Origin of the sequence: Oceanihabitans sediminis (assembly GCF_003337215.1) — a bacterium.
GTDB classification, from domain to species: domain Bacteria; phylum Bacteroidota; class Bacteroidia; order Flavobacteriales; family Flavobacteriaceae; genus Oceanihabitans; species Oceanihabitans sediminis.
Map to the genome: position 1 here is coordinate 904584 of NZ_QPIG01000001.1, position 18834 is coordinate 923417.

The 18834-nt window shown below is 33.0% G+C and carries 20 protein-coding genes; 14 read left to right on the plus strand and 6 right to left on the minus strand.

Annotation, left to right across the window (positions count from 1 at the left end):
• Nucleotides 1-113: 113 nt before the first annotated feature.
• Entirely contained in the window at nucleotides 114-1661 is a 1548-nt protein-coding gene (locus DU428_RS04000) for an Rne/Rng family ribonuclease (protein WP_072347389.1), read from the minus strand.
• A 341-nt stretch (nucleotides 1662-2002) separates the two neighbouring features.
• Nucleotides 2003-2293 carry an HU family DNA-binding protein gene (locus DU428_RS04005; protein WP_072347387.1) on the minus strand — a complete coding sequence of 97 codons (291 nt, stop codon included), beginning with the start codon at nucleotides 2291-2293 and terminating at the stop codon, nucleotides 2003-2005.
• Between the two features lie 136 nt (nucleotides 2294-2429).
• Between DU428_RS04005 and mutY the strand changes: the two genes are divergently transcribed.
• The 4 genes from mutY to gldD all read left to right on the plus strand — a co-directional run bounded on the left by mutY (nucleotide 2430) and on the right by gldD (nucleotide 6000).
• On the plus strand, nucleotides 2430-3470 hold the full coding sequence (gene mutY / locus DU428_RS04010; protein WP_113965852.1) for an A/G-specific adenine glycosylase: 1041 nt from the start codon (nucleotides 2430-2432) through the stop codon (nucleotides 3468-3470).
• A gap of 88 nt (nucleotides 3471-3558) precedes the next feature.
• Complete coding sequence (locus DU428_RS04015) at nucleotides 3559-3996, plus strand: single-stranded DNA-binding protein (protein WP_072347383.1); 438 nt, start codon at nucleotides 3559-3561, stop codon at nucleotides 3994-3996.
• Between the two features lie 54 nt (nucleotides 3997-4050).
• Nucleotides 4051-5355 carry a gliding motility-associated protein GldE gene (locus tag DU428_RS04020; protein ID WP_072347381.1) on the plus strand — a complete coding sequence of 435 codons (1305 nt, stop codon included), beginning with the start codon at nucleotides 4051-4053 and terminating at the stop codon, nucleotides 5353-5355.
• A gap of 42 nt (nucleotides 5356-5397) precedes the next feature.
• On the plus strand, nucleotides 5398-6000 hold the full coding sequence (gene gldD / locus DU428_RS04025) for a gliding motility lipoprotein GldD (protein WP_072347379.1): 603 nt from the start codon (nucleotides 5398-5400) through the stop codon (nucleotides 5998-6000).
• A 55-nt stretch (nucleotides 6001-6055) separates the two neighbouring features.
• On the opposite strand, the gene DU428_RS04030 is transcribed toward gldD, so the two are convergent.
• Nucleotides 6056-6463, minus strand: coding sequence for a heavy-metal-associated domain-containing protein (locus DU428_RS04030; RefSeq protein WP_113965853.1), 408 nt, complete (start codon nucleotides 6461-6463; stop codon nucleotides 6056-6058).
• Nucleotides 6464-6558: 95 nt separating this feature from the next.
• Here DU428_RS04030 and DU428_RS04035 point away from each other — a divergent pair, with 95 nt between their 5' ends.
• Entirely contained in the window at nucleotides 6559-7434 is an 876-nt protein-coding gene (locus DU428_RS04035) for a DMT family transporter (RefSeq protein ID WP_072347375.1), read from the plus strand.
• A gap of 46 nt (nucleotides 7435-7480) precedes the next feature.
• Here DU428_RS04035 and DU428_RS04040 read toward each other — a convergent pair whose 3' ends face one another.
• A complete protein-coding gene (locus DU428_RS04040; protein ID WP_113965854.1) occupies nucleotides 7481-9532 on the minus strand; it encodes a M16 family metallopeptidase in 2052 nt (683 codons plus the stop codon).
• 15 nt (nucleotides 9533-9547) lie between these two features.
• Complete coding sequence (locus DU428_RS04045) at nucleotides 9548-10867, minus strand: M16 family metallopeptidase (protein ID WP_072347371.1); 1320 nt, start codon at nucleotides 10865-10867, stop codon at nucleotides 9548-9550.
• Between the two features lie 183 nt (nucleotides 10868-11050).
• Here DU428_RS04045 and DU428_RS04050 point away from each other — a divergent pair, with 183 nt between their 5' ends.
• From DU428_RS04050 to rpmA, 3 genes are all read left to right on the plus strand, one after another.
• Entirely contained in the window at nucleotides 11051-11503 is a 453-nt protein-coding gene (locus DU428_RS04050) for a DUF4199 family protein (protein WP_113965855.1), read from the plus strand.
• Between the two features lie 80 nt (nucleotides 11504-11583).
• The gene (rplU, locus tag DU428_RS04055) at nucleotides 11584-12219 is read left to right on the plus strand and encodes a 50S ribosomal protein L21 (protein ID WP_072347368.1); all 636 of its coding nucleotides are present in this window, start codon (nucleotides 11584-11586) and stop codon (nucleotides 12217-12219) included.
• 40 nt (nucleotides 12220-12259) lie between these two features.
• Nucleotides 12260-12520: a 50S ribosomal protein L27 gene (gene rpmA / locus DU428_RS04060; RefSeq protein ID WP_072347366.1), complete on the plus strand. Its 261-nt coding sequence runs from the start codon at nucleotides 12260-12262 to the stop codon at nucleotides 12518-12520.
• Between the two features lie 201 nt (nucleotides 12521-12721).
• On the opposite strand, the gene ahcY is transcribed toward rpmA, so the two are convergent.
• Nucleotides 12722-14038, minus strand: coding sequence for an adenosylhomocysteinase (ahcY, locus tag DU428_RS04065; protein WP_072347364.1), 1317 nt, complete (start codon nucleotides 14036-14038; stop codon nucleotides 12722-12724).
• 132 nt (nucleotides 14039-14170) lie between these two features.
• Between ahcY and DU428_RS04070 the strand changes: the two genes are divergently transcribed.
• The 6 genes from DU428_RS04070 to arfB are packed head-to-tail and all read left to right on the plus strand — an operon-like array spanning nucleotide 14171 to nucleotide 18773.
• Entirely contained in the window at nucleotides 14171-14800 is a 630-nt protein-coding gene (locus tag DU428_RS04070) for a 4'-phosphopantetheinyl transferase family protein (RefSeq protein WP_113965856.1), read from the plus strand.
• A 44-nt stretch (nucleotides 14801-14844) separates the two neighbouring features.
• A complete protein-coding gene (locus DU428_RS04075) occupies nucleotides 14845-15573 on the plus strand; it encodes a geranylgeranylglyceryl/heptaprenylglyceryl phosphate synthase (RefSeq protein ID WP_113965857.1) in 729 nt (242 codons plus the stop codon).
• A gap of 2 nt (nucleotides 15574-15575) precedes the next feature.
• On the plus strand, nucleotides 15576-16286 hold the full coding sequence (gene pnuC / locus DU428_RS04080; protein WP_072347358.1) for a nicotinamide riboside transporter PnuC: 711 nt from the start codon (nucleotides 15576-15578) through the stop codon (nucleotides 16284-16286).
• A complete protein-coding gene (locus DU428_RS04085; RefSeq protein WP_072347356.1) occupies nucleotides 16247-16813 on the plus strand; it encodes an AAA family ATPase in 567 nt (188 codons plus the stop codon). The genes pnuC and DU428_RS04085 overlap by 40 nt, the downstream gene beginning before the upstream one ends.
• Nucleotides 16810-18366: a DUF4301 family protein gene (locus DU428_RS04090; protein WP_072347354.1), complete on the plus strand. Its 1557-nt coding sequence runs from the start codon at nucleotides 16810-16812 to the stop codon at nucleotides 18364-18366. The genes DU428_RS04085 and DU428_RS04090 overlap by 4 nt, the downstream gene beginning before the upstream one ends.
• Nucleotides 18366-18773, plus strand: coding sequence for an alternative ribosome rescue aminoacyl-tRNA hydrolase ArfB (arfB, locus tag DU428_RS04095; RefSeq protein WP_113965858.1), 408 nt, complete (start codon nucleotides 18366-18368; stop codon nucleotides 18771-18773). The genes DU428_RS04090 and arfB overlap by 1 nt, the downstream gene beginning before the upstream one ends.
• Nucleotides 18774-18834 lie beyond the last annotated feature (61 nt).

An 18834-nucleotide genomic window follows, 5' to 3' on the forward strand; every position in this document is an offset into this window, starting at 1 on the left:
TCTCTAGCGAGATGGTTTTTTATTTCACTCTTTATAGAAAATGTCTAATGGTGCAATGACAATATGTTTAAAACCAAAAAAGCCTTACTTTTTAAAAAGTAAGGCTTTTTTAATTATTTAATTTGATTACCATCTTTGTCAAAAAAATGATATTCTAGATATGTGTAAGCATCTCTTGGTAAAATTTTCACCCATTTTTTATGTTCAAAAAACCATTTTGAACGTATAGATGGAAAGCCTTTTGTTAAGAAGGCTGCTATAAAAGGATGTGTGTTTAAAGTCACCTTTTTATAGTCTTTTTTCAATAGTTGTTCCAAGTCATGAGTAATTTTAGGCACAATACTAATTGGTGCTTCTACTTCAGAATCATCATGTAAACTATCCGGGTTTTCCTCTCTAGTTTTTATGTTCATTTCTGGTCTTACTCTTTGTCTGGTAATTTGTATCAATCCAAACTTGCTTGGAGGTAATATTTTGTGTTTTGCTCTATCATCTTTCATTTCATCTCGTAAATGATTATAGAGTTTTTTTCTGTGTTCAGCAGTATTTAGGTCAATAAAGTCAACAACTATAATTCCACCCATATCGCGAAGTCGCAATTGTCTGGCAATTTCTGATGCTGCTATTAAGTTAACTTCTAATGCTGTATCCTCTTGAGAATTTGCTTTGTTTGAGCGGTTTCCACTATTTACATCTACAACATGAAGTGCTTCGGTATGTTCTATAACCAGATAAGCTCCTTTTGCCATGGAAACAGTTTTTCCAAAAGAGGTTTTAATTTGTCTTTCTACTCCGTATTTTTCAAATATTGGAACGTTTGACTGATACAATTTAACTATTGATTCTTTATTAGGTGCAATTTCTTGCACGTAATCTTTAATTTGAATGTAAAGCTCTTCATCATCCACATAAATCCCTGTAAAGGAATCGTTAAATATGTCGCGTAAAATAGAGGAGGCTTTGTTCATCTCTCCTAATACTTTACTTGGATGGTGGGCTTTATGTAGCTTTTTACACATTGCGGTCCAACGACCTAGCAAATTCTGTAAATCCTTGTCTAGTTCAGCTACTTTTTTGCCTTCTGCTACTGTACGTATTATTACACCGAAACCTTTAGGAGTGATGCTTTTAACCAATCGTTTTAGTCTGTCTTTTTCTTCTTTGCTTTCTATTTTTTGAGAAATAGAAATTCTATCAGAAAAAGGTACTAAAACAATGTATCTACCAGCAATAGAAAGCTCTGAGCTTATTCTAGGGCCTTTTGTAGATATTGGTTCTTTTACTATTTGTACTAGTAACGATTGATTTGATTTTATGACGTCAGCAATGCTTCCGTTTTTATCAATATCTTTTTCAAATGGGAAATTTTTTAATGAAAAATCATTTAGTTTACCTGTGCTTACACTTTTTGTGAATTTCAAAAGAGAGGGTAGTTTAGGTCCTAAATCATGATAATGCAAAAATGCATCTTTCTCATAGCCAACATTCACAAATGCGGCATTTAGACCCGGAACAGCTTTTCTTATTTTGGCGATAAACACGTCGCCAACAGAGAAGTTGTTACTATCTTCATCCTTATGTAATTCACTAAGTTTTCCATCTTTTAATAAGGCAAAATCAACTTGGTTGGAACTAGATCTAATGATCAATTCTTTTTCCATTTTGTTAATTTTTATCCATACAATTACGTACAGATGGATTAATACATTATAAAATCTAATCATAGCTTTATGGGCTATGATTAGAAATCACAGGATTTTAATAAAATCCGTGGAGCTCTAACCATGCAAGGTAATACGTGGTTTTAGAACTCATTTCAAAGAACTTTTTGTAAAAACTAAAAAAGTAGCTATTAACTACTTTTTTAATCTATTTTTTCTTTTTGTGACGGTTAGCGCGTCTTCTTTTTTTACGCTTATGCGTTGCAACCTTGTGTCTTTTGCGTTTTTTTCCACTTGGCATAAGATGTGTCTTTTTTTAAATTAATATTTTTTTTAGCGTCTTACTTAACGTCTACATTAGTCTTTACACCTTCTACAAATACTTTAGCAGGTTTAAATGCTGGGATATTGTGAGCAGGTATTTTAATAGTTGTGTTTTTAGAAATATTTCTACCCGTTTTTTCAGCTCTTGTTTTAACGATGAAGCTTCCAAAACCTCTTAAATACACATTGTCTCCACTTTCTAAAGATGTTTTCACCTCTTCCATAAATGTTTCAACAGTTGCTTGAACATCTCCTTTTTCAATTCCTAATTTCTCAGAAATCTTTGCTACTAGATCAGCCTTAGTCATTTTCTATATATTTTAATTATTGTAATCGGTTATTAAGGGGTTGCAAATATAAGAATTAAAAATTCAATATTTCAAACCTAATTCACTTAAATTTAACCTTATAAACGTTTATTTTTGCATTTAGTATATAACGTAAATGATAATAAATAATATTTTAACCAGTTGGTATTCAGTAAATAAAAGAGATTTGCCTTGGCGCAGAACCACGAATCCTTACTTTATATGGTTATCAGAAATAATACTTCAACAGACAAAAATAGAACAAGGCTTACCTTATTATGAAGCTTTTGTGACCAAATATCCAAGTGTTTTTGATCTTGCAAATGCTTCCGAAAGCGAGGTATTAAAATTATGGCAGGGTCTGGGTTACTATTCTCGAGCAAGAAATTTACACGCATCCGCTAAATATATTGTAGCTGAATTGGATGGCGTTTTTCCAAATAATTATAAAGATTTATTAAAATTAAAAGGAGTTGGTGATTATACAGCAAGTGCTATTGCTTCTTTTTGCTTTGATGAAGTATGTGCTGTAGTAGATGGAAATGTATATAGAGTACTATCTAGGTATTTTGGCATTGATACGCCCATAAACACTTCGCAGGGAAATAAAGAATTTAAAGCACTGGCACAAAAACTCATTAGCCCGAAGAATCCCGGAGAATTTAATCAGGCTATTATGGAGTTTGGTGCTAGACAATGTAAACCAAGTAATCCGGATTGTACTGTATGTCCGCTACAAGATGGTTGTATGGCTTTGCAAAAAAATAGCATAAGTGATTTACCGGTTAAATTGAAAAGCTTAAAACCAAAAACTAAACATTTCAATTTTATTGTATTTATATTTAATGAAGGAGAGACAATAATAGAGAAGCGAGAAGGTAAAGGGATATGGCAAAACCTATATCAGTTTCCTTTAATAGAGACTGAAACAAGTACCAGTTTTGATACTATGCATTCTCTTTTAGAAAAGCACGAATTAATTCCTTCTTCCAATTACGATTTGACCTTATATAATGAAGAAGCAATTGTTCATAAGTTATCTCATCAACATTTACATACCAAATTTTGGATAGTTGCAATAGATAGCCTTGCTAGTAAAGGAGTTTCGGTAGATATAATAAAAGACTACCCGGTGCCTGTTCTTCTTTCTAACTTTATAGAAGAATTTAATTTTTAAAGCATTTGGGAAGTGTGATATATTTTTGTTAATTTTAAGTTTATCAATTGCAAAAGCTTAATTTTGCAAATTAATTATATAAGATATTATGTCAGGAACATTAAATAAAGTAATGCTAATTGGTCATTTAGGTGATGAAGTGAAGATGCACTATTTTGAAGGCGGAGGTTGCGTAGGACGTTTTCCACTTGCAACAAACGAAACCTATACAAATAAGCAAACCAATGAGCGTATTTCAAATACTGAATGGCACAATGTTGTGGTACGTAATAAAGGAGCTGAAATTTGCGAAAAATATTTAAGCAAAGGAGATAAGGTATATATAGAAGGAAGGATTAAAACTAGAAAGTGGCAAGATGAAGGAGGTAATGATCGTTATTCTACAGAAATACAATGTACAGACTTTACTTTTTTAACTACCAAGAAAGAAAGTCAAGCTACAGGAAATGCAGCACCGCAAGCAGCAGAACAGCCTAAGCCTACTGAGCCAATGGCAGATGATGCAGAAAGTGATCTTCCATTTTAAAAACCAACTTCTAATTCTTTAAGTTGAAAATTAAGTATAACCAAATTTATAATATTGGACCCAGAACCCACGAGTTTTTTAATCAATAATCTAACTATAGACTTTTCTATTGTTATTGGTTTTGTACTCCTATTCGTTTTATTAATTTGCTCCGCATTAATATCTGGAGCAGAGGTAGCTTTGTTTTCTCTAACCTCTACCGATATCGATGAAGGTTTAGAGCAAAATTCTAAGCCAATTCAAATTGTCTCTAATCTATTAGAAAAGCCAAAAAAACTATTGGCAACTATTCTAGTAGCTAACAACTTTATAAATATAGCGATAGTAATACTCTTTGCTTATTTAGGGAATTTTATGTTTGAAAGTATTTATTCCTCTATTCTAAAATTTATATTAGAAGTTGTATTAGTGACTTTTTTAATTTTACTTTTTGGTGAAATTCTTCCAAAAGTATATGCAAGCAGAAACCGCTTGAAGTTTGCTATGTTTATGGCTTACCCATTACGAATTTTAGATTTTATATTTTCTCCATTAAGTATTCCAATGCGAAGCATCACGCTTGGAATTCATAATAAATTGGGAAGGCAGAAGTCTAATCTTAGTGTCGATCAGCTTTCACAAGCTTTAGAACTTGCCAGTGATGAGGATACAACAAAGGAAGAGCAGAAAATATTACAAGGAATCGTATCTTTTGGTAATACCGATACCAAACAGGTAATGCGCCCGAGGATAGATATTTTTGCTTTAAATGTAGAGCAAAAGTATTCTGAAATCATACCAGAAATAATAAAGAATGGTTATTCTAGAATTCCTGTTTATAAAGAGAATATCGATAATGTTATAGGGGTTTTATACGTTAAAGATTTATTGCCATTTATAGATAGAAAGCAAATGGATTGGAAAACCTTGCTACGGGAGCCATTTTTTGTTCCTGAAAACAAAAAACTAGATGATTTGATGGCAGAATTCCAAGAGAAGAAAGTGCATCTAGCTGTTGTTGTTGATGAATATGGAGGAACATCCGGACTTATTTCTCTAGAAGATATTATTGAAGAAATTGTAGGAGATATTAGTGACGAATATGATGACGAAGGTTTAATTTATTCTAAGTTAGATAATAATAACTATGTTTTTGAAGGAAAAACTGCTCTTAAAGATTTCTATAAAGTAATACGATTAGAAGACGATTCTATTTTTGAAAACAATAAAGGAGAAGCAGAAACCATTGCAGGTTTTGTTTTAGAAATAAATGGAATTTTCCCGAAAACGAATAGTAAAATAAAGTTTGAAGACTATATTTTTACTATTGAAGCATTAGATAAAAAAAGAATAACACGAGTAAAAGTTACCATTCCTTAAAACATTTTCTACCAGAAGCTGTTATTTTAAACCGAATATTTTATGAAATATCCTTTTAAACATATTGTTTTATTTTCCTGTATCATACTAGTTGTAAGCCTTAGTGTGGTTTCGTGTCAAGAAGATGTTACTCCTAAGCCAGCTGCAAAACTACGCTTGGAATATCCGGAGCCTGTTTATAAAAAAACCATTATAGATCTTCCTTTTTCTTTTGAAAAGAACGAACTAGCAAGTAATATAAAAACCAGGAAAATAGCAGGAGATGCTAGTTATGGTTTAAACTTAGAGTACCCAAGATTGAAAGGAACTGTTTATCTTACTTATAAAGCTATTCATAATAGTGAAGAAAAACTGATTTCTTATTTACGAGATGCACAAAACTTCACTCAGGAGCATACACAAAAAGCAGATGAAATTTTTAGTGACCTTTACGAAAATCCTGAAAAGAAGGTTTACGGAATGTTTTATGAAGTAGGAGGGAATGCTGCTTCTCAGTCGCAGTTTTATGTTACAGATAGTGTAAATCACTTTTTAACGGGGTCTCTGTACTTTTATACCAAGCCAAATTATGATTCTATTTATCCAGCAGCAGATTATCTGAAAAATGATATCAGGCATATCATGGAAACTATAGATTGGAAATAATAAAAAAGGCTTCTCAATTGAGAAGCCTTTTTTATTATTTATTTGATAAGCTGTTTTATAAACTTTTTTCAGCTCCAAACTCTTCTACCGTTTTCATGTCTTTCACAGAATAGGTTTCGCTTACATTGGTTACTGTTTCCTCTAAGGCGTTTGTAGTAACTTTAGCTTCGTCATATTCTACCATAGCTAGTTTGCCTTCAAAATCTACTTTCGCAGACTTTACGCCTTCCATTTTAGCTAACTTCTTTTCAATAGTTCTTGCACATCCAACAGCGCACGTCATTCCTTCTACAGTAAACTCTGCTTTTGCGTAGCTTGCATTTGTGTCTAGTTGTTTTTCTGTTTCCACAGCAGTTTCTGTAGCTGTAGGAACGGTAACTATTTCTGCCTTGTTTTCGTTTTTACAGCTAAAAGCAATGATTGCTAATACTGTAACTGCTAGTATTGTTTTTATTTGTTTCATAGTATAAATTTTTATTCTTCTAGTATGTACAAAATTAAGAATAATTTGTCTTTAATTGTGTTAAAAACAAGACATTTGCATTTTTAAAAATTGTTATGTTACAAAATAATATAAAATGGGTCTATCTTATTGCTTTGTCTGTAATTTGGGGAACCTCGTTTATTCTTATTAAAAAGGCGCTTATAGGTTTAAATCCATATCAATTAGGTGCTTTACGGACTATCATAACCGGTTTGTTTTTATTTATAGCGGGTTATAAAACGGTTAAAACGATAAAGAGAACTGATTGGAAATGGTTGGCTGTTTCAGGGTTTTGTGGTTCGTTTATTCCGGCGTTTTTCTTTGCTATTGCAGAAACCGAAATTGATAGTGCTGTTGCTTCGGTATTAAATTCCCTAGTTCCTTTAAATACTATTTTGTTTGGCTTTGCTGTGTTTAAAATTGCTTCCACAAAAAGACAGGTGCTAGGTGTTATTATTGGTTTTATTGGGACTGCCATTCTGATTCTTCAAGGTGCTTCTTTAAATCCAGATCAAAATTATATGTATGCTGGTTATATCATAGCCTCTACTTTTATGTATGCAGCAAATGTAAATATTATAAAGCGTTATTTACAAGATGTAAAACCGCTAGCAATTGCAACGGGTAACTATGTAGTAATATTTATTCCAGCATTGATCGTTTTGTTATTTACAGGGTTCTTTAGCGAGGCTACTTTTAATAATTCCGAAATAGGAATGTCCATTGTGTACGTGGTGATATTATCTCTTTTTGGAACTGCTTTAGCGAAGGTTTTCTATTTTAAGTTGGTGCAAATATCTACACCGGTTTTTGCATCTTCGGTTACTTATATTATGCCCTTAGTAGCTTTAGGATGGGGAGTTTTAGATGGGGAAGGTTTTAGTTTGTTGCAAGGTTTTGCTGCAGCTATTGTTTTGCTAGGTGTATATTTATCTCAAAAAAGAATATAAAAAAACCACGCAATTGCGTGGTTTTTAAAATATATAAAAGTTTTACTTATTTAAAATCAGCTTCTGTAACACCTTCGTTCACTTTAGCTTCTTTTAAATTAAAAGTAATTACTTGTCCCATTTGAGATCCTTCTCTTACGCTTGGGAATTTTACTCCGCCAAACTCTTGGTAATCTTTTAAGAAAGTTTCTTGGCTTTGTACTTTACCTTGCATAGAAGTTGTTTGTACTTCTTTTACTTTTAAACCAGTTTCTACATCATAGAAGTAGCTTAAAGAAATAACTTCTCCAGGTAATTCAACCACATAAGCATCTTTACCATCTACTTTTTCAATTCCTTTTAATTTTGTTTTATCTGATTTTAAAAGGTTTAATTCCGCAAATAAACCAGCTAATGGAGCCATGTCTTTCGTCATGTTTTCCGGAAGAGGGTTGTTGTTGATTACAGCAGATTCTTGTGTAGTGATAGAAGCCATCATTTGGTTTCCGTTCATAGAAACGAATTGTGCTAATTTACCTTCCATTCTTTTTTCGTCACTAACAATAGTTGCACCCATTGCTGAAGCTTCGTATTTTAAAGCGATAGTGTTTATCGTTTCGATTTTGTCTCCTCCAACTGCTTCTAAATATTTATTTAAAACAGATTTAGCATCAACACCGCTTGGTAAAGCAACATTATAGTTAGGCTTTTCTACTTTATTCGCATAAGCATCAAAGTACATGATTGGAATATTTGTTTTTTCTAAGTTTTCTAAAACTTCGCTTCCTTTTCCAACTACAATGATTTTAGCATTTTCTGTTTTAAAATACTTATTAGCTACGCGTTGTACATCTTCGATAGTTACTGCGTTTATTTTTTCTAAATAGGTTGTGTAAAAATCTTTTGGTAAGTCTTGTGTTTTGATATTTAATGCATAACGAGCAATAGTTTGAGGGCTTTCAAGAGCTAATACGAAATCTCCAACATACTTCGCTTTTGCATTTGCAAGTGCTTCTGCAGTTACAGGCTCTTCCTTAATTCTTTTAATTTCCTTTAAAGTTTGCACTACTGCACTATCTGTTACAGCGTTACGAACAGCTGCCCCAGCTCTAAAACGAGATGCGTATTTATCTGCACCAACACTAGAGCGAGCTCCGTAAGTATAAGCATGCTTCTCACGTAAGTTCATGTTTAAGTAGCTATTAAAACCGCCACCTAAAATTTTGTTTGCGATTAAAACTGCGTGATAATCTGCATCGCTCATTTTTAAATCTACATTATTAGTAACCGAGATGTTAGACTGCACAGCGTTAGGCATATCTACAAAGTTAATTTGTGTGTATTGCGCATTTGGCATTGCATTTGGAACTTTTACTTCTAATTGTAAGTTGCTTTCCCAGTTAGAAAAATGCTCTCTAACTTGTCTTTCAACAGTCATAAAATCAACATCTCCTACAACTACTAAATAAGCGTTTGTTGGCGTGAAGTTCTTTTCGTAGAAAGTTCTGATATCATTAATACTTACTTTGTTAACTGTTTCTTCTGTTACAAACTCTCCGTAAGGATGGTGTGTTCCATAAGCTAAGGCGCTACCAACTCTTCCAGCAACAGCATCTACACTTTTTTCGCTTGATCTTAAACCTTCAATAGTTTTATCTTTTTCTTTTTGAAATTCTTCTTCAGAAAAAACAGGGCTCATTACAGCGTCTGCCATAAGCTCTAAAATTCTTTCCGAATATTTAGATAAAGAACTTGCAAAAGCACCATTAGATCTGAACATCATTCTAGCTCCTAAGAAATCAATTTCTTCATTGAAATCGTCTTTAGAAATAGTTGCTGTTCCACCACCAAGCATGCTTCCTAATAAAGAAGAAACTCCTGCGATATCTCCTTCTCTTACTGGTTTATTGTCTATCGTTAAGCTGTAAGAAACACGAGGTAATTTGTGGTTTTCTACCACCAATACTTTCAGTCCGTTAGGTAATGTAAATTCACCAGGTACTTCTAAAGCAATTTTAGGAGCTGGTCCTGGTTTTGGTTGTTTAGATCTGTCCACTTGTGCTTGAAGCCCAAGAGACATTAAAAACAAGGTTAATACTGTGAATATTTTAGTTTTCATTTCTTCTATGGTATTTTATTGATCTTTTTCTTCTGGTAAATACTCTAATACTAAACGTTGGTTTGTGTTTAAGTATTTTTTAGCTACTTCTTGAATTTCTTCTCTAGTTATAGATCTGTAAATTTCAATTTCTTTATTAATTAAAGCAGTGTCTCCATATAACATATAGTATCTAGCTAAAGAGTTTGCAATACCTTCTACACTTGCATTAGAGTTTACGAATTGGTTTTCAAATTTGTTTTGAAGTTTTTGGTAATCTCTTTCAGAAATTAATTCGTTTTGCACTTTTACAATTTCTTCATCAATTTCATTCATTAAGTCGTTTAGTGTAACGTCTCCTAATGGTAAACCGAATAAGATGTATGTACCGTAGTCTTCTTGACTGTTATTAAATGCTCCAACTTGTAAAGCCATTTTCTTTTCGTCTACTAACTTTTTGTAAAGTTTAGAAGATTTACCGTCACTTAAATAGTTAGATAACATATCTAAAGCATAAGCATCTCTTTCTTTCATAGATGGTGTTCTGTAAGCAGCAACAACAGCAGGAATTTGAATGTTAGCATCGTATGCTTTAGCATTTATTTGCTCTGTGATAGGGTCTTCTTTAGGGAAGTTTCTTGTGATTTCTTCTCCTCTAGGGATTGGTCCGAAGTAATCTTGAATCATTTTCTTTACAGCAGGAACGTCAATATCTCCAGCAACAACTAATACCGCGTTGTTCGGTACGTAGAATTTTTTATTAAACGCTTGAAACTCTTCTAAAGTTGCAGCATCTAAGTGTTCCATTTCACCAATAGTTGTCCATCTGTATGGGTGTTTTTTAAACATGTGTTTTTTTACATTTTCAAAAAACTTACCATAAGGGGCATTATCTACACGTAAACGTTTTTCTTCTTTTACTACTTCGTTTTGCGTATCTACACCAACTTGGTTGATGATAGGGTGCATTAATCTTTCAGACTCCATCCATAAACCTAACTCTACACTATTAGAAGGGAAAACCTCATAGTAGTAGGTTCTGTCGTCTGTTGTGTTTGCGTTGTTACTACCACCGTTTGAAGTTACAATAGTAAACCATTCTCCTCTAGGGATGTTTTCTGTTCCTTCAAACAATAGGTGTTCAAAAAAGTGCGCAAAACCAGTACGTTCTGGGTTTTCGTCTTTTGCACCAACGTGATACATTACAGAAGTTGTTACTACGGGAGCAGAGTTGTCTTGATGTAAGATAACGTGCATGCCGTTATCTAAATCATACTCTTCATACTTAACCTCTTGTGCTGTAGCTGAAAGACCAACTAAACATAAAGAAGCTAAAGCCAAAATGTTTTTTTTCATTGTGTGTGATTTAATAGATTTATAAAGTATATGTCTTTAATATATAGGTAAAGTTACATCTTTTCCTTTATAATTGTTAATAATATTTTAATATTCACTATATCAGAAAGTTAGTGTTAAATTATTTTAATTGAAAAATATTCACGAAATTTATTATCACATAACTTTAAATGCAAAATCGATATGAATACTTCTGCATCTGTAGTTATTAAATATGGTGTTTTTACAACTATTGCCCTTATAGCATATTTTTTAATTATAAAACTTTTTGGCCTACATACTAATATTTGGTTTAGATTGTTAAACGGCTTCTTTATGGCTTTTGGAATTTATTCTGCAATCAAACATTATAAAGTCGTTTCTGGTATAGACTTTAATTATATAAACGGATTTAAGGTGGGAATGCTCACGGGTTTCCTAGCAACTTTTGTTTTTGCTTTATTTATGGGTATTTATATGTTTCATATAGATGTAGCATTTATGAATTATTTACTAAAAGGATGGTTTGATGATGTAAGTTATGGTGGCGGCATATTGGTGTTTGTGATTATTATGGAGGGCTTGTCTTCTTCTATAATTTTGACACTTACTTTCATGCAGGCATTTAAAAATAGCACAAAAGTCCTTCAAAATTGATAAAACGTTTGTTGTTTAAGAATTTAGCAGTATATTTGCACTCAATTTTTGAACAAATTAATTAATAAAAACGTTACGCTATGTACGCAATTGTAGAGATAGCAGGGCATCAATTTAAAGTTGAAAAAGACCAAAAAGTTTTTGTTAACCGTTTACAAACTGAAGAAGGTAAGGAAGTTTCTTTCGATAACGTTCTTTTAGTATCAGACGGTAACAATGTAACTGTAGGCGCCCCAGCTATAGACGGAGCACAAGTAAGTGCAAAAGTCATTAAGCACCTTCAAGGTGATAAAGTTATTGTTTTCAAGAAGAAAAGAAGAAAAGGTTACCGTGTAAAAAACGGTCACAGACAAGCCTTAACTGAAATCGTTATTGAAAATATTGTAACTTCAGGAGCAAAGAAATCAGCTCCAAAAAAAGAAGCTAAAAAAGCTGAACCAAAAGCAACTGCTGCTAAAACAGCAACAGGTAAAGCGGATGATTTAAAGAAAATTGAGGGTATTGGACCTAAGATTGCATCTACTTTAGTAGAAGCAGGAATTGCAACTTATGCTGATTTAGCAAAAACAGATGCAGCAAAAATTTCTGAAATCATTGCTGGTGTTCGTGGTAACCACGTTACAGATACTTGGCCTGCACAAGCTAAATTAGCTGCAGAAGGTAAATGGGACGAGCTAAAGAAATGGCAAGACGAATTAGATGGTGGTAAAGCTTAATTGCAACCACTTAAGTTTAACAATATAAAACCTTAAGACAATGGCTCATAAAAAAGGAGTTGGTAGTTCTAAAAACGGTAGAGAATCAGAATCGAAACGCTTAGGTGTTAAGATTTTTGGTGGACAAGCTGCTATTGCTGGAAATATCATATTAAGACAACGTGGTAATACACATCACCCAGCTGAGAATGTATACCAAGGAAAAGATCACACTTTACACGCTAAAGTTGACGGTCTTGTGAAATTCACAAAGAAAAAAGACAATAAGTCTTATGTTTCTGTAGTACCTTTCGAGGCTTAAGAAATATTTTTCTAAAGAATAAAAGCGCCTTTTATTTCGAGAAATCGAAATTATAAGGCGTTTTTTTGTGCCCTAAACTTATATTTTTATTACAGCTTTAATAGTTTCCTTTCTGTACTTGTAGTATATGGCAAAAAAATCCCAAGCATAATTACTTGGGATTTCTCTATTTATACATCTTTCGCTAATGCGATAAAATTATTAGTATCTATAGTGCTCTGGCTTATATGGTCCTTCTACAGTTACACCAATGTATTTCGCTTGGTCTTCTTTTAGTTCCGTTAGCTCTACACCAATTTTTTCTAAGTGTAATTTAGCTACTTTTTCATCTAAATGCTTTGGTAACATATAAACATCGTTTTCATATTTATCGCTGTTATTCCAAAGTTCGATTTGTGCTAAAGTTTGGTTTGTAAAGGAGTTAGACATTACAAAACTTGGGTGACCAGTTGCACAACCTAGGTTCACTAAACGTCCTTCAGCAAGAATAATAATATCTTTTCCGTTGATGTTATATTTATCTACCTGAGGCTTGATTGTGTCTTTTGTATGACCGTAGTTTTTGTTTAACCAACCCATTTGGATTTCGTTATCAAAATGTCCGATGTTACAAACAATCGTTTTGTCTTTCATTGCTTCAAAGTGCTCTGCACGTACAATATCTTTGTTTCCTGTAGTGGTGATAATGATATCTGAATTAGCAACAACAGTTTCTAATTTTTTCACTTCAAAACCGTCCATTGCAGCTTGTAATGCACAAATAGGATCAATTTCCGTAACGGTAACAATACTACCAGCACCTTTAAATGAAGCAGCTGTTCCTTTCCCAACATCTCCGTATCCACAAACCGTAACACGTTTTCCAGCTAACATAATATCTGTTGCACGACGAATCGCATCTACTGCAGATTCTTTACAACCATATTTATTATCAAACTTCGATTTAGTAACAGAATCGTTTACGTTAATAGCCGGCATTGTTAATGTTCCGTTTTTAACGCGCTCATATAGTCTGTGAACTCCTGTAGTAGTTTCTTCCGAAAGTCCTTTGATACCAGCAGATAGTTCCGGATATTTATCTAAAACCATATTTGTTAAATCTCCACCATCATCTAAGATCATGTTTAATGGTTTTCTATCTTCTCCAAAAAATAAAGTTTGTTCTATACACCAATCAAACTCTTCTTCTGTCATGTCTTTCCATGCATACACAGCAGTTCCTGTAGCAGCAATTGCAGCCGCTGCCTGATCTTGTGTAGAGAATATATTACAAGAACTCCAAGTAACCTCTGCACCTAAAGCCTGTAGCGTTTCAATTAAAACAGCCGTTTGGATGGTCATGTGTAAGCAACCAGCAATTCTAGCTCCTTTAAGTGGTTGTTCGTCTTTGTATTCTTCACGTAAACTCATTAAACCTGGCATTTCTGCTTCGGCTAAATTTATTTCCTTTCTTCCCCAAGCCGCAAGCGACATATCTTTTACCTTATTAGGTACGTAAGCAACAGTTTTTGTACTCATATTTTTGTTCTTGATTTTTTAAAATGATACACCCTTGGTATTTAGTATATAAATTGGTTAAATTCGCTTAACCAAAAAAGCTAAATTCGCCTTAGGCGTTGCAAAGATAATCAATAACATTTAAAATAATAAATGCCTCTTTATAAAACTCTTAGGCCAAACTCACAAACTACTGTTAAAATCTGGAAGATTACAGAATCCTATGAAGATCTGTTAGAGTCTGTTACACTAAAACCAGAAAACATGCAACGCGTTCTTGGTATGAAAAGTGAATTGCATCGTCGTGGATTTTTAAGCGTGAGACATTTACTCAGAGAATTTGGCTATACCGATCAAGATTTGGTTTATGATAGCAACGGAAAACCACATTTAAAAGATGGTAAACATATTTCTATTACCCATTCTTTTACTTTTTCGGCTGTTGTAGTTAGTGATGCTGTTGTGGGTATTGATATTGAAAAGCAAAGAGAGAAAATAGGCGTAATTGCTCATAAGTTTTTAGATTACGAAAACCGTTATCTAGAAAAAGAAGCTACAGATTATATTAATAAACTAAGCGTGATTTGGTGTATTAAAGAATCGCTTTATAAATTGTTTGCTACTCCAGGATTGAGTTTTTTACAACATACCTTGGTGATTCCGTTTACTATGGAAGAAGCTTCTACCATAGCTTGGATTGATTATCAAGAGAAAAAGTACAGTTATCAAACTACTTTTTTTGAGTTTGAAGGGTTTACCTGTGCTTATGCTTTACCAGCTTGATGCAAAAAACAAGTACAAAACAGAAAGTATCCAAAAGCTAGTAAATGAAAAGCATTTATAACGAAATATTACAGGCTATTGCTAAAGAAGAAAAGCTTTTAGCGGTTTTAATAGATCCTGATAACACGAAAGCAGAAAGTTTAGCTAGTTTTATGTTGAAGTTAAACACTTCTATTGCCACACATATTTTTGTTGGAGGAAGTACTGTTGAAAAGGGCGAAACAGAAAAGCTTGTAAAAGCACTTAAGAAGCTGAGTGATTTACCAATTGTGATATTTCCTGGAGATATATCGCAAATTACCAATCATGCAGATGCCTTATTATTTTTATCTTTAATTTCTGGAAGAAATCCGGAATACTTAATAGGAAAGCATGTGGCTTCTATTTCTAAGTTAAGAAATACCAATTTAGAGGTGATTCCAACCGGTTATTTGCTTATAGAAAACGGAAAGGAAACAGCTGTGCAACGCGTAAGTGGAACAGAGCCTTTAAAGCGAAGGGAAGTTCAGGTGATTAAAGATACTGCAAAGGCTGGAGAGTTTCTCGGTATGAAACTCATTTATCTTGAAGCAGGAAGTGGAGCAACACACCCAATAGAATCGAATATTATTTCTGAAGTGAAACAACAAATTCAGGTTCCTTTAATTGTAGGAGGAGGAATAAGAAGCAAAGAAGCACTAGATGCGGCATATGCCTCAGGAGCAGATATGGTTGTAATAGGAACCGCTTTTGAAGAAGATGACACGTTTTTTAATAAATTAAAAAGAGACTAACTTTGAACGAAATAATAGATTTTTTTTTAGAGCCTTATCGTACAGCTTCTACCCTTCACATCCTCTTAGAGTTTTTAGCAGCTTCCTTTGGTGTTGCTAGTGTGATTTATGCTAAAAAAGAGAATATTTGGGTTTTCCCTACGGGAATAATAAGTACTGGAATTTATGTGTATTTGTTGTACCAATGGAGTTTGTATGGAGATCTAATTATTAATATTTACTATACGTTGATGAGTGTTTTTGGTTGGTATATGTGGAGTAGGGTAGTTGATAATGATGCAGGAAGTATTTCTATCTCACGAACCAATACTTTAGATAAAATAAAAGCAGTTGGTATCTTTCTATTTACCTCTGTTTTTGTAATCATTGTCTATCGTTATTACGATGTCATGCCTAATTCATTAAATTTTAACGAAAGTGTAAATTATGCTTTTACAAAATTAACCTCAGGAAATATAGAAGACTTTAAAATAGCGACTCCTTTTATAGATACTTTTACCACAGGAATATTTTTCGCTGCTATGTGGTTGATGGCGCTTAAAAAAATAGAAAATTGGAGTTTATGGATTATTGGTAATGCTGCATCTATTCCACTATATTTTATAAGAGGTTATGGTTTTACCGGTATTCAGTATATTATTTTTTTAATTCTAGCTATTCTAGCATATAAACAATGGAAAAAAAACTTAAACAAGAAGCAAGTACCTGCATAAAGGTAGTTTTGTTTGGTCCGGAATCTACTGGAAAAACCGTACTTGCAAAACGCTTGGCTGTACATTACCAAACTGTTTTTGTTCCAGAATATTCTAGAGAATATGCAGAAGAAAAATTTAAAAATAAGGAACTGTTAACAAGTGAGGATGTATTGCCAATTGCTATTGGGCAAATGAAAAACGAAAACAGATTCGCTAAAAAAACAGATTCTGTTTTAATTTGTGATACGGATTTGTTGGAAACCAAAGTGTATTCTGAAGTCTATTATCCTGAAGCAAACTATCCGCTTATAGAAAAATATGCTGTAGAAAATACTTACGATTTATACTTTTTGACGTATATTGATACGCCTTGGGAAGCTGATGGTATACGGGATAAGCCAAATGAAAGAGAGTATATGTTTCAAGCTTTTCAAACCGCTTTAATAAAGTATAACAAACCTTATGTTTTACTAAAAGGAGATTTAGAAACTCGTTTTGAAATGGCTGTAAAACTAATTGATGGTTTATTAAATAAGGAAAAGTGAATTTTACAGAAAAGGATATAAAACAGATTGCTTCTAAACGCATAAGCGTTGAAAAGGTTCGTGCTGAAATACAGTTGTTTATTACAGGAATTGCTTTTGTAGATCTACAGGAAGCCGCTAGTGTGAAAAATGGCATATTAAAACTTTCAAAATCTAAAAAAGAGAATGCCATAAGGTTTTTTAAAAGTAAAAGGCACGAAAAGAATATCCTAAAGTTTATTCCCGCTTCTGGGGCAGCAACCAGAATGTTTAAGTTTTTGTTTCAGTTTCTACATGAATACGATATAACTAAGGAAACTATTAACTCTTATATCAACAGAAAGCAAGCAAGCGATTTGTCTTTATTTTTCGTCGGTATAGAGAAGTTTCCTTTTTATGATATAGTTATATCGGAAGCAAAAAAACTGTACCCTGATTACAACAGCCTTTCCGAAGACGAAAAAAAGGTGGTTTTTATTAAGGTGTTATTAGATGAAGACAAATTAAATTACGGCTTCTATCCAAAAGGATTATTACCTTTTCACAAGTATAAAGACCATGTTTCAACAGCTTTTGAAGAGCATTTGTATGAAGCTTCTTTATATGCATCATCTAATAATGAAGCTAATTTACATTTTACTATTTCAGAAAAACATAAAAGTGTTTTTGATACCGAATTTAAGCGTATTCAAGAGGTAGTAGAAGAGAAAACCAACACCAAATTTCATATTTCATTTTCCTATCAATGTCAGTCTACAGATACCATTGCGGTAACTCCAGAAAATAAAGTTTTTAGAGAAGAAAATGGCGAGATGTTGTTTAGACCCTCTGGTCATGGTGCCTTATTAAATAATTTAAACAAGCAGGATGCCGATATTGTTTTTATAAAAAACATCGACAATATTGTGGTTTTTAAATACGACGAAGAACTAGCTGAATACAAAAAAATGCTAGCAGGTATTCTGTTAGAATTACAGGAACAATCTTTTGCATATGTAAAGCAGTTAGATGAAAATCAGCTTTCCGAGAAGCAATTACATGCGATTGTAGATTTTCTTAAAAACAAGCTATATGTCGTGTTTAGTAATGAGTTTGAAAAATATTCTACAGCTAATCAAATAGCATACTTAAAAGAAAAACTAAATAGACCTATTCGCGTTTGCGGAATGGTTAAAAATGAAGGAGAGCCTGGAGGCGGACCATTTTGGGTGAAGGATGAAAGCGGAAAAATCTCTTTACAAATTGTAGAATCTGCTCAAATTGATACAACAAACAAGCTGCAGAAAACTATATTAAACAACGCTACACATTTTAATCCTGTAGACTTAGTTTGCGGAATTAAAAACTATAAGGGTGAAAAATTTGATCTGAATAAATTTGTAGATCCCAATACCGCTTTTATAACCACGAAGACTAGAATGGGTAAGGAGTTAAAAGCCTTAGAGCTTCCTGGATTATGGAATGGCTCTATGGCAGATTGGAATACTATTTTTGTAGAGGTGCCTTTAATTACTTTTAATCCGGTGAAAACGGTAACAGATTTATTAAAAGCAACCCATCAAATTAACGGCTAATGTTTTCTGAAAAAGCCCTGATTGCAGAGTTACACTTTAAAGCAATACGAAGCTCAGGTGCAGGTGGGCAACATGTAAATAAAGTGTCTTCTAAAATGGAATTAAGTTTTCGTTTAGAAGACTCTCTTGTTTTAAATGAAGAACAAAAAGAACGTCTTTTAGCTAAACTACAAACCAGGTTAACCAAAGAAAATGTGCTTATCTTACAATGTGGCGAAAGCCGAAGCCAGCATAAAAACAAGCAAATTGTAATTCAAAGATTTCTTCAAATTATACAAAACGGATTAAAAGTTCCTAAAAAACGAAAGCCAACCAAAGTGCCTAGATCTGTAAAAATTAAAAGATTAAAAGCAAAGCGGAATACTTCAGAAAAGAAGGCGAATAGAAGAAAGCCAAACATCGATTAATTATTCTACCTATTACATTGCTAATTGTTTTAATCTTCTATACATTTGCAGCGTTCTCAAA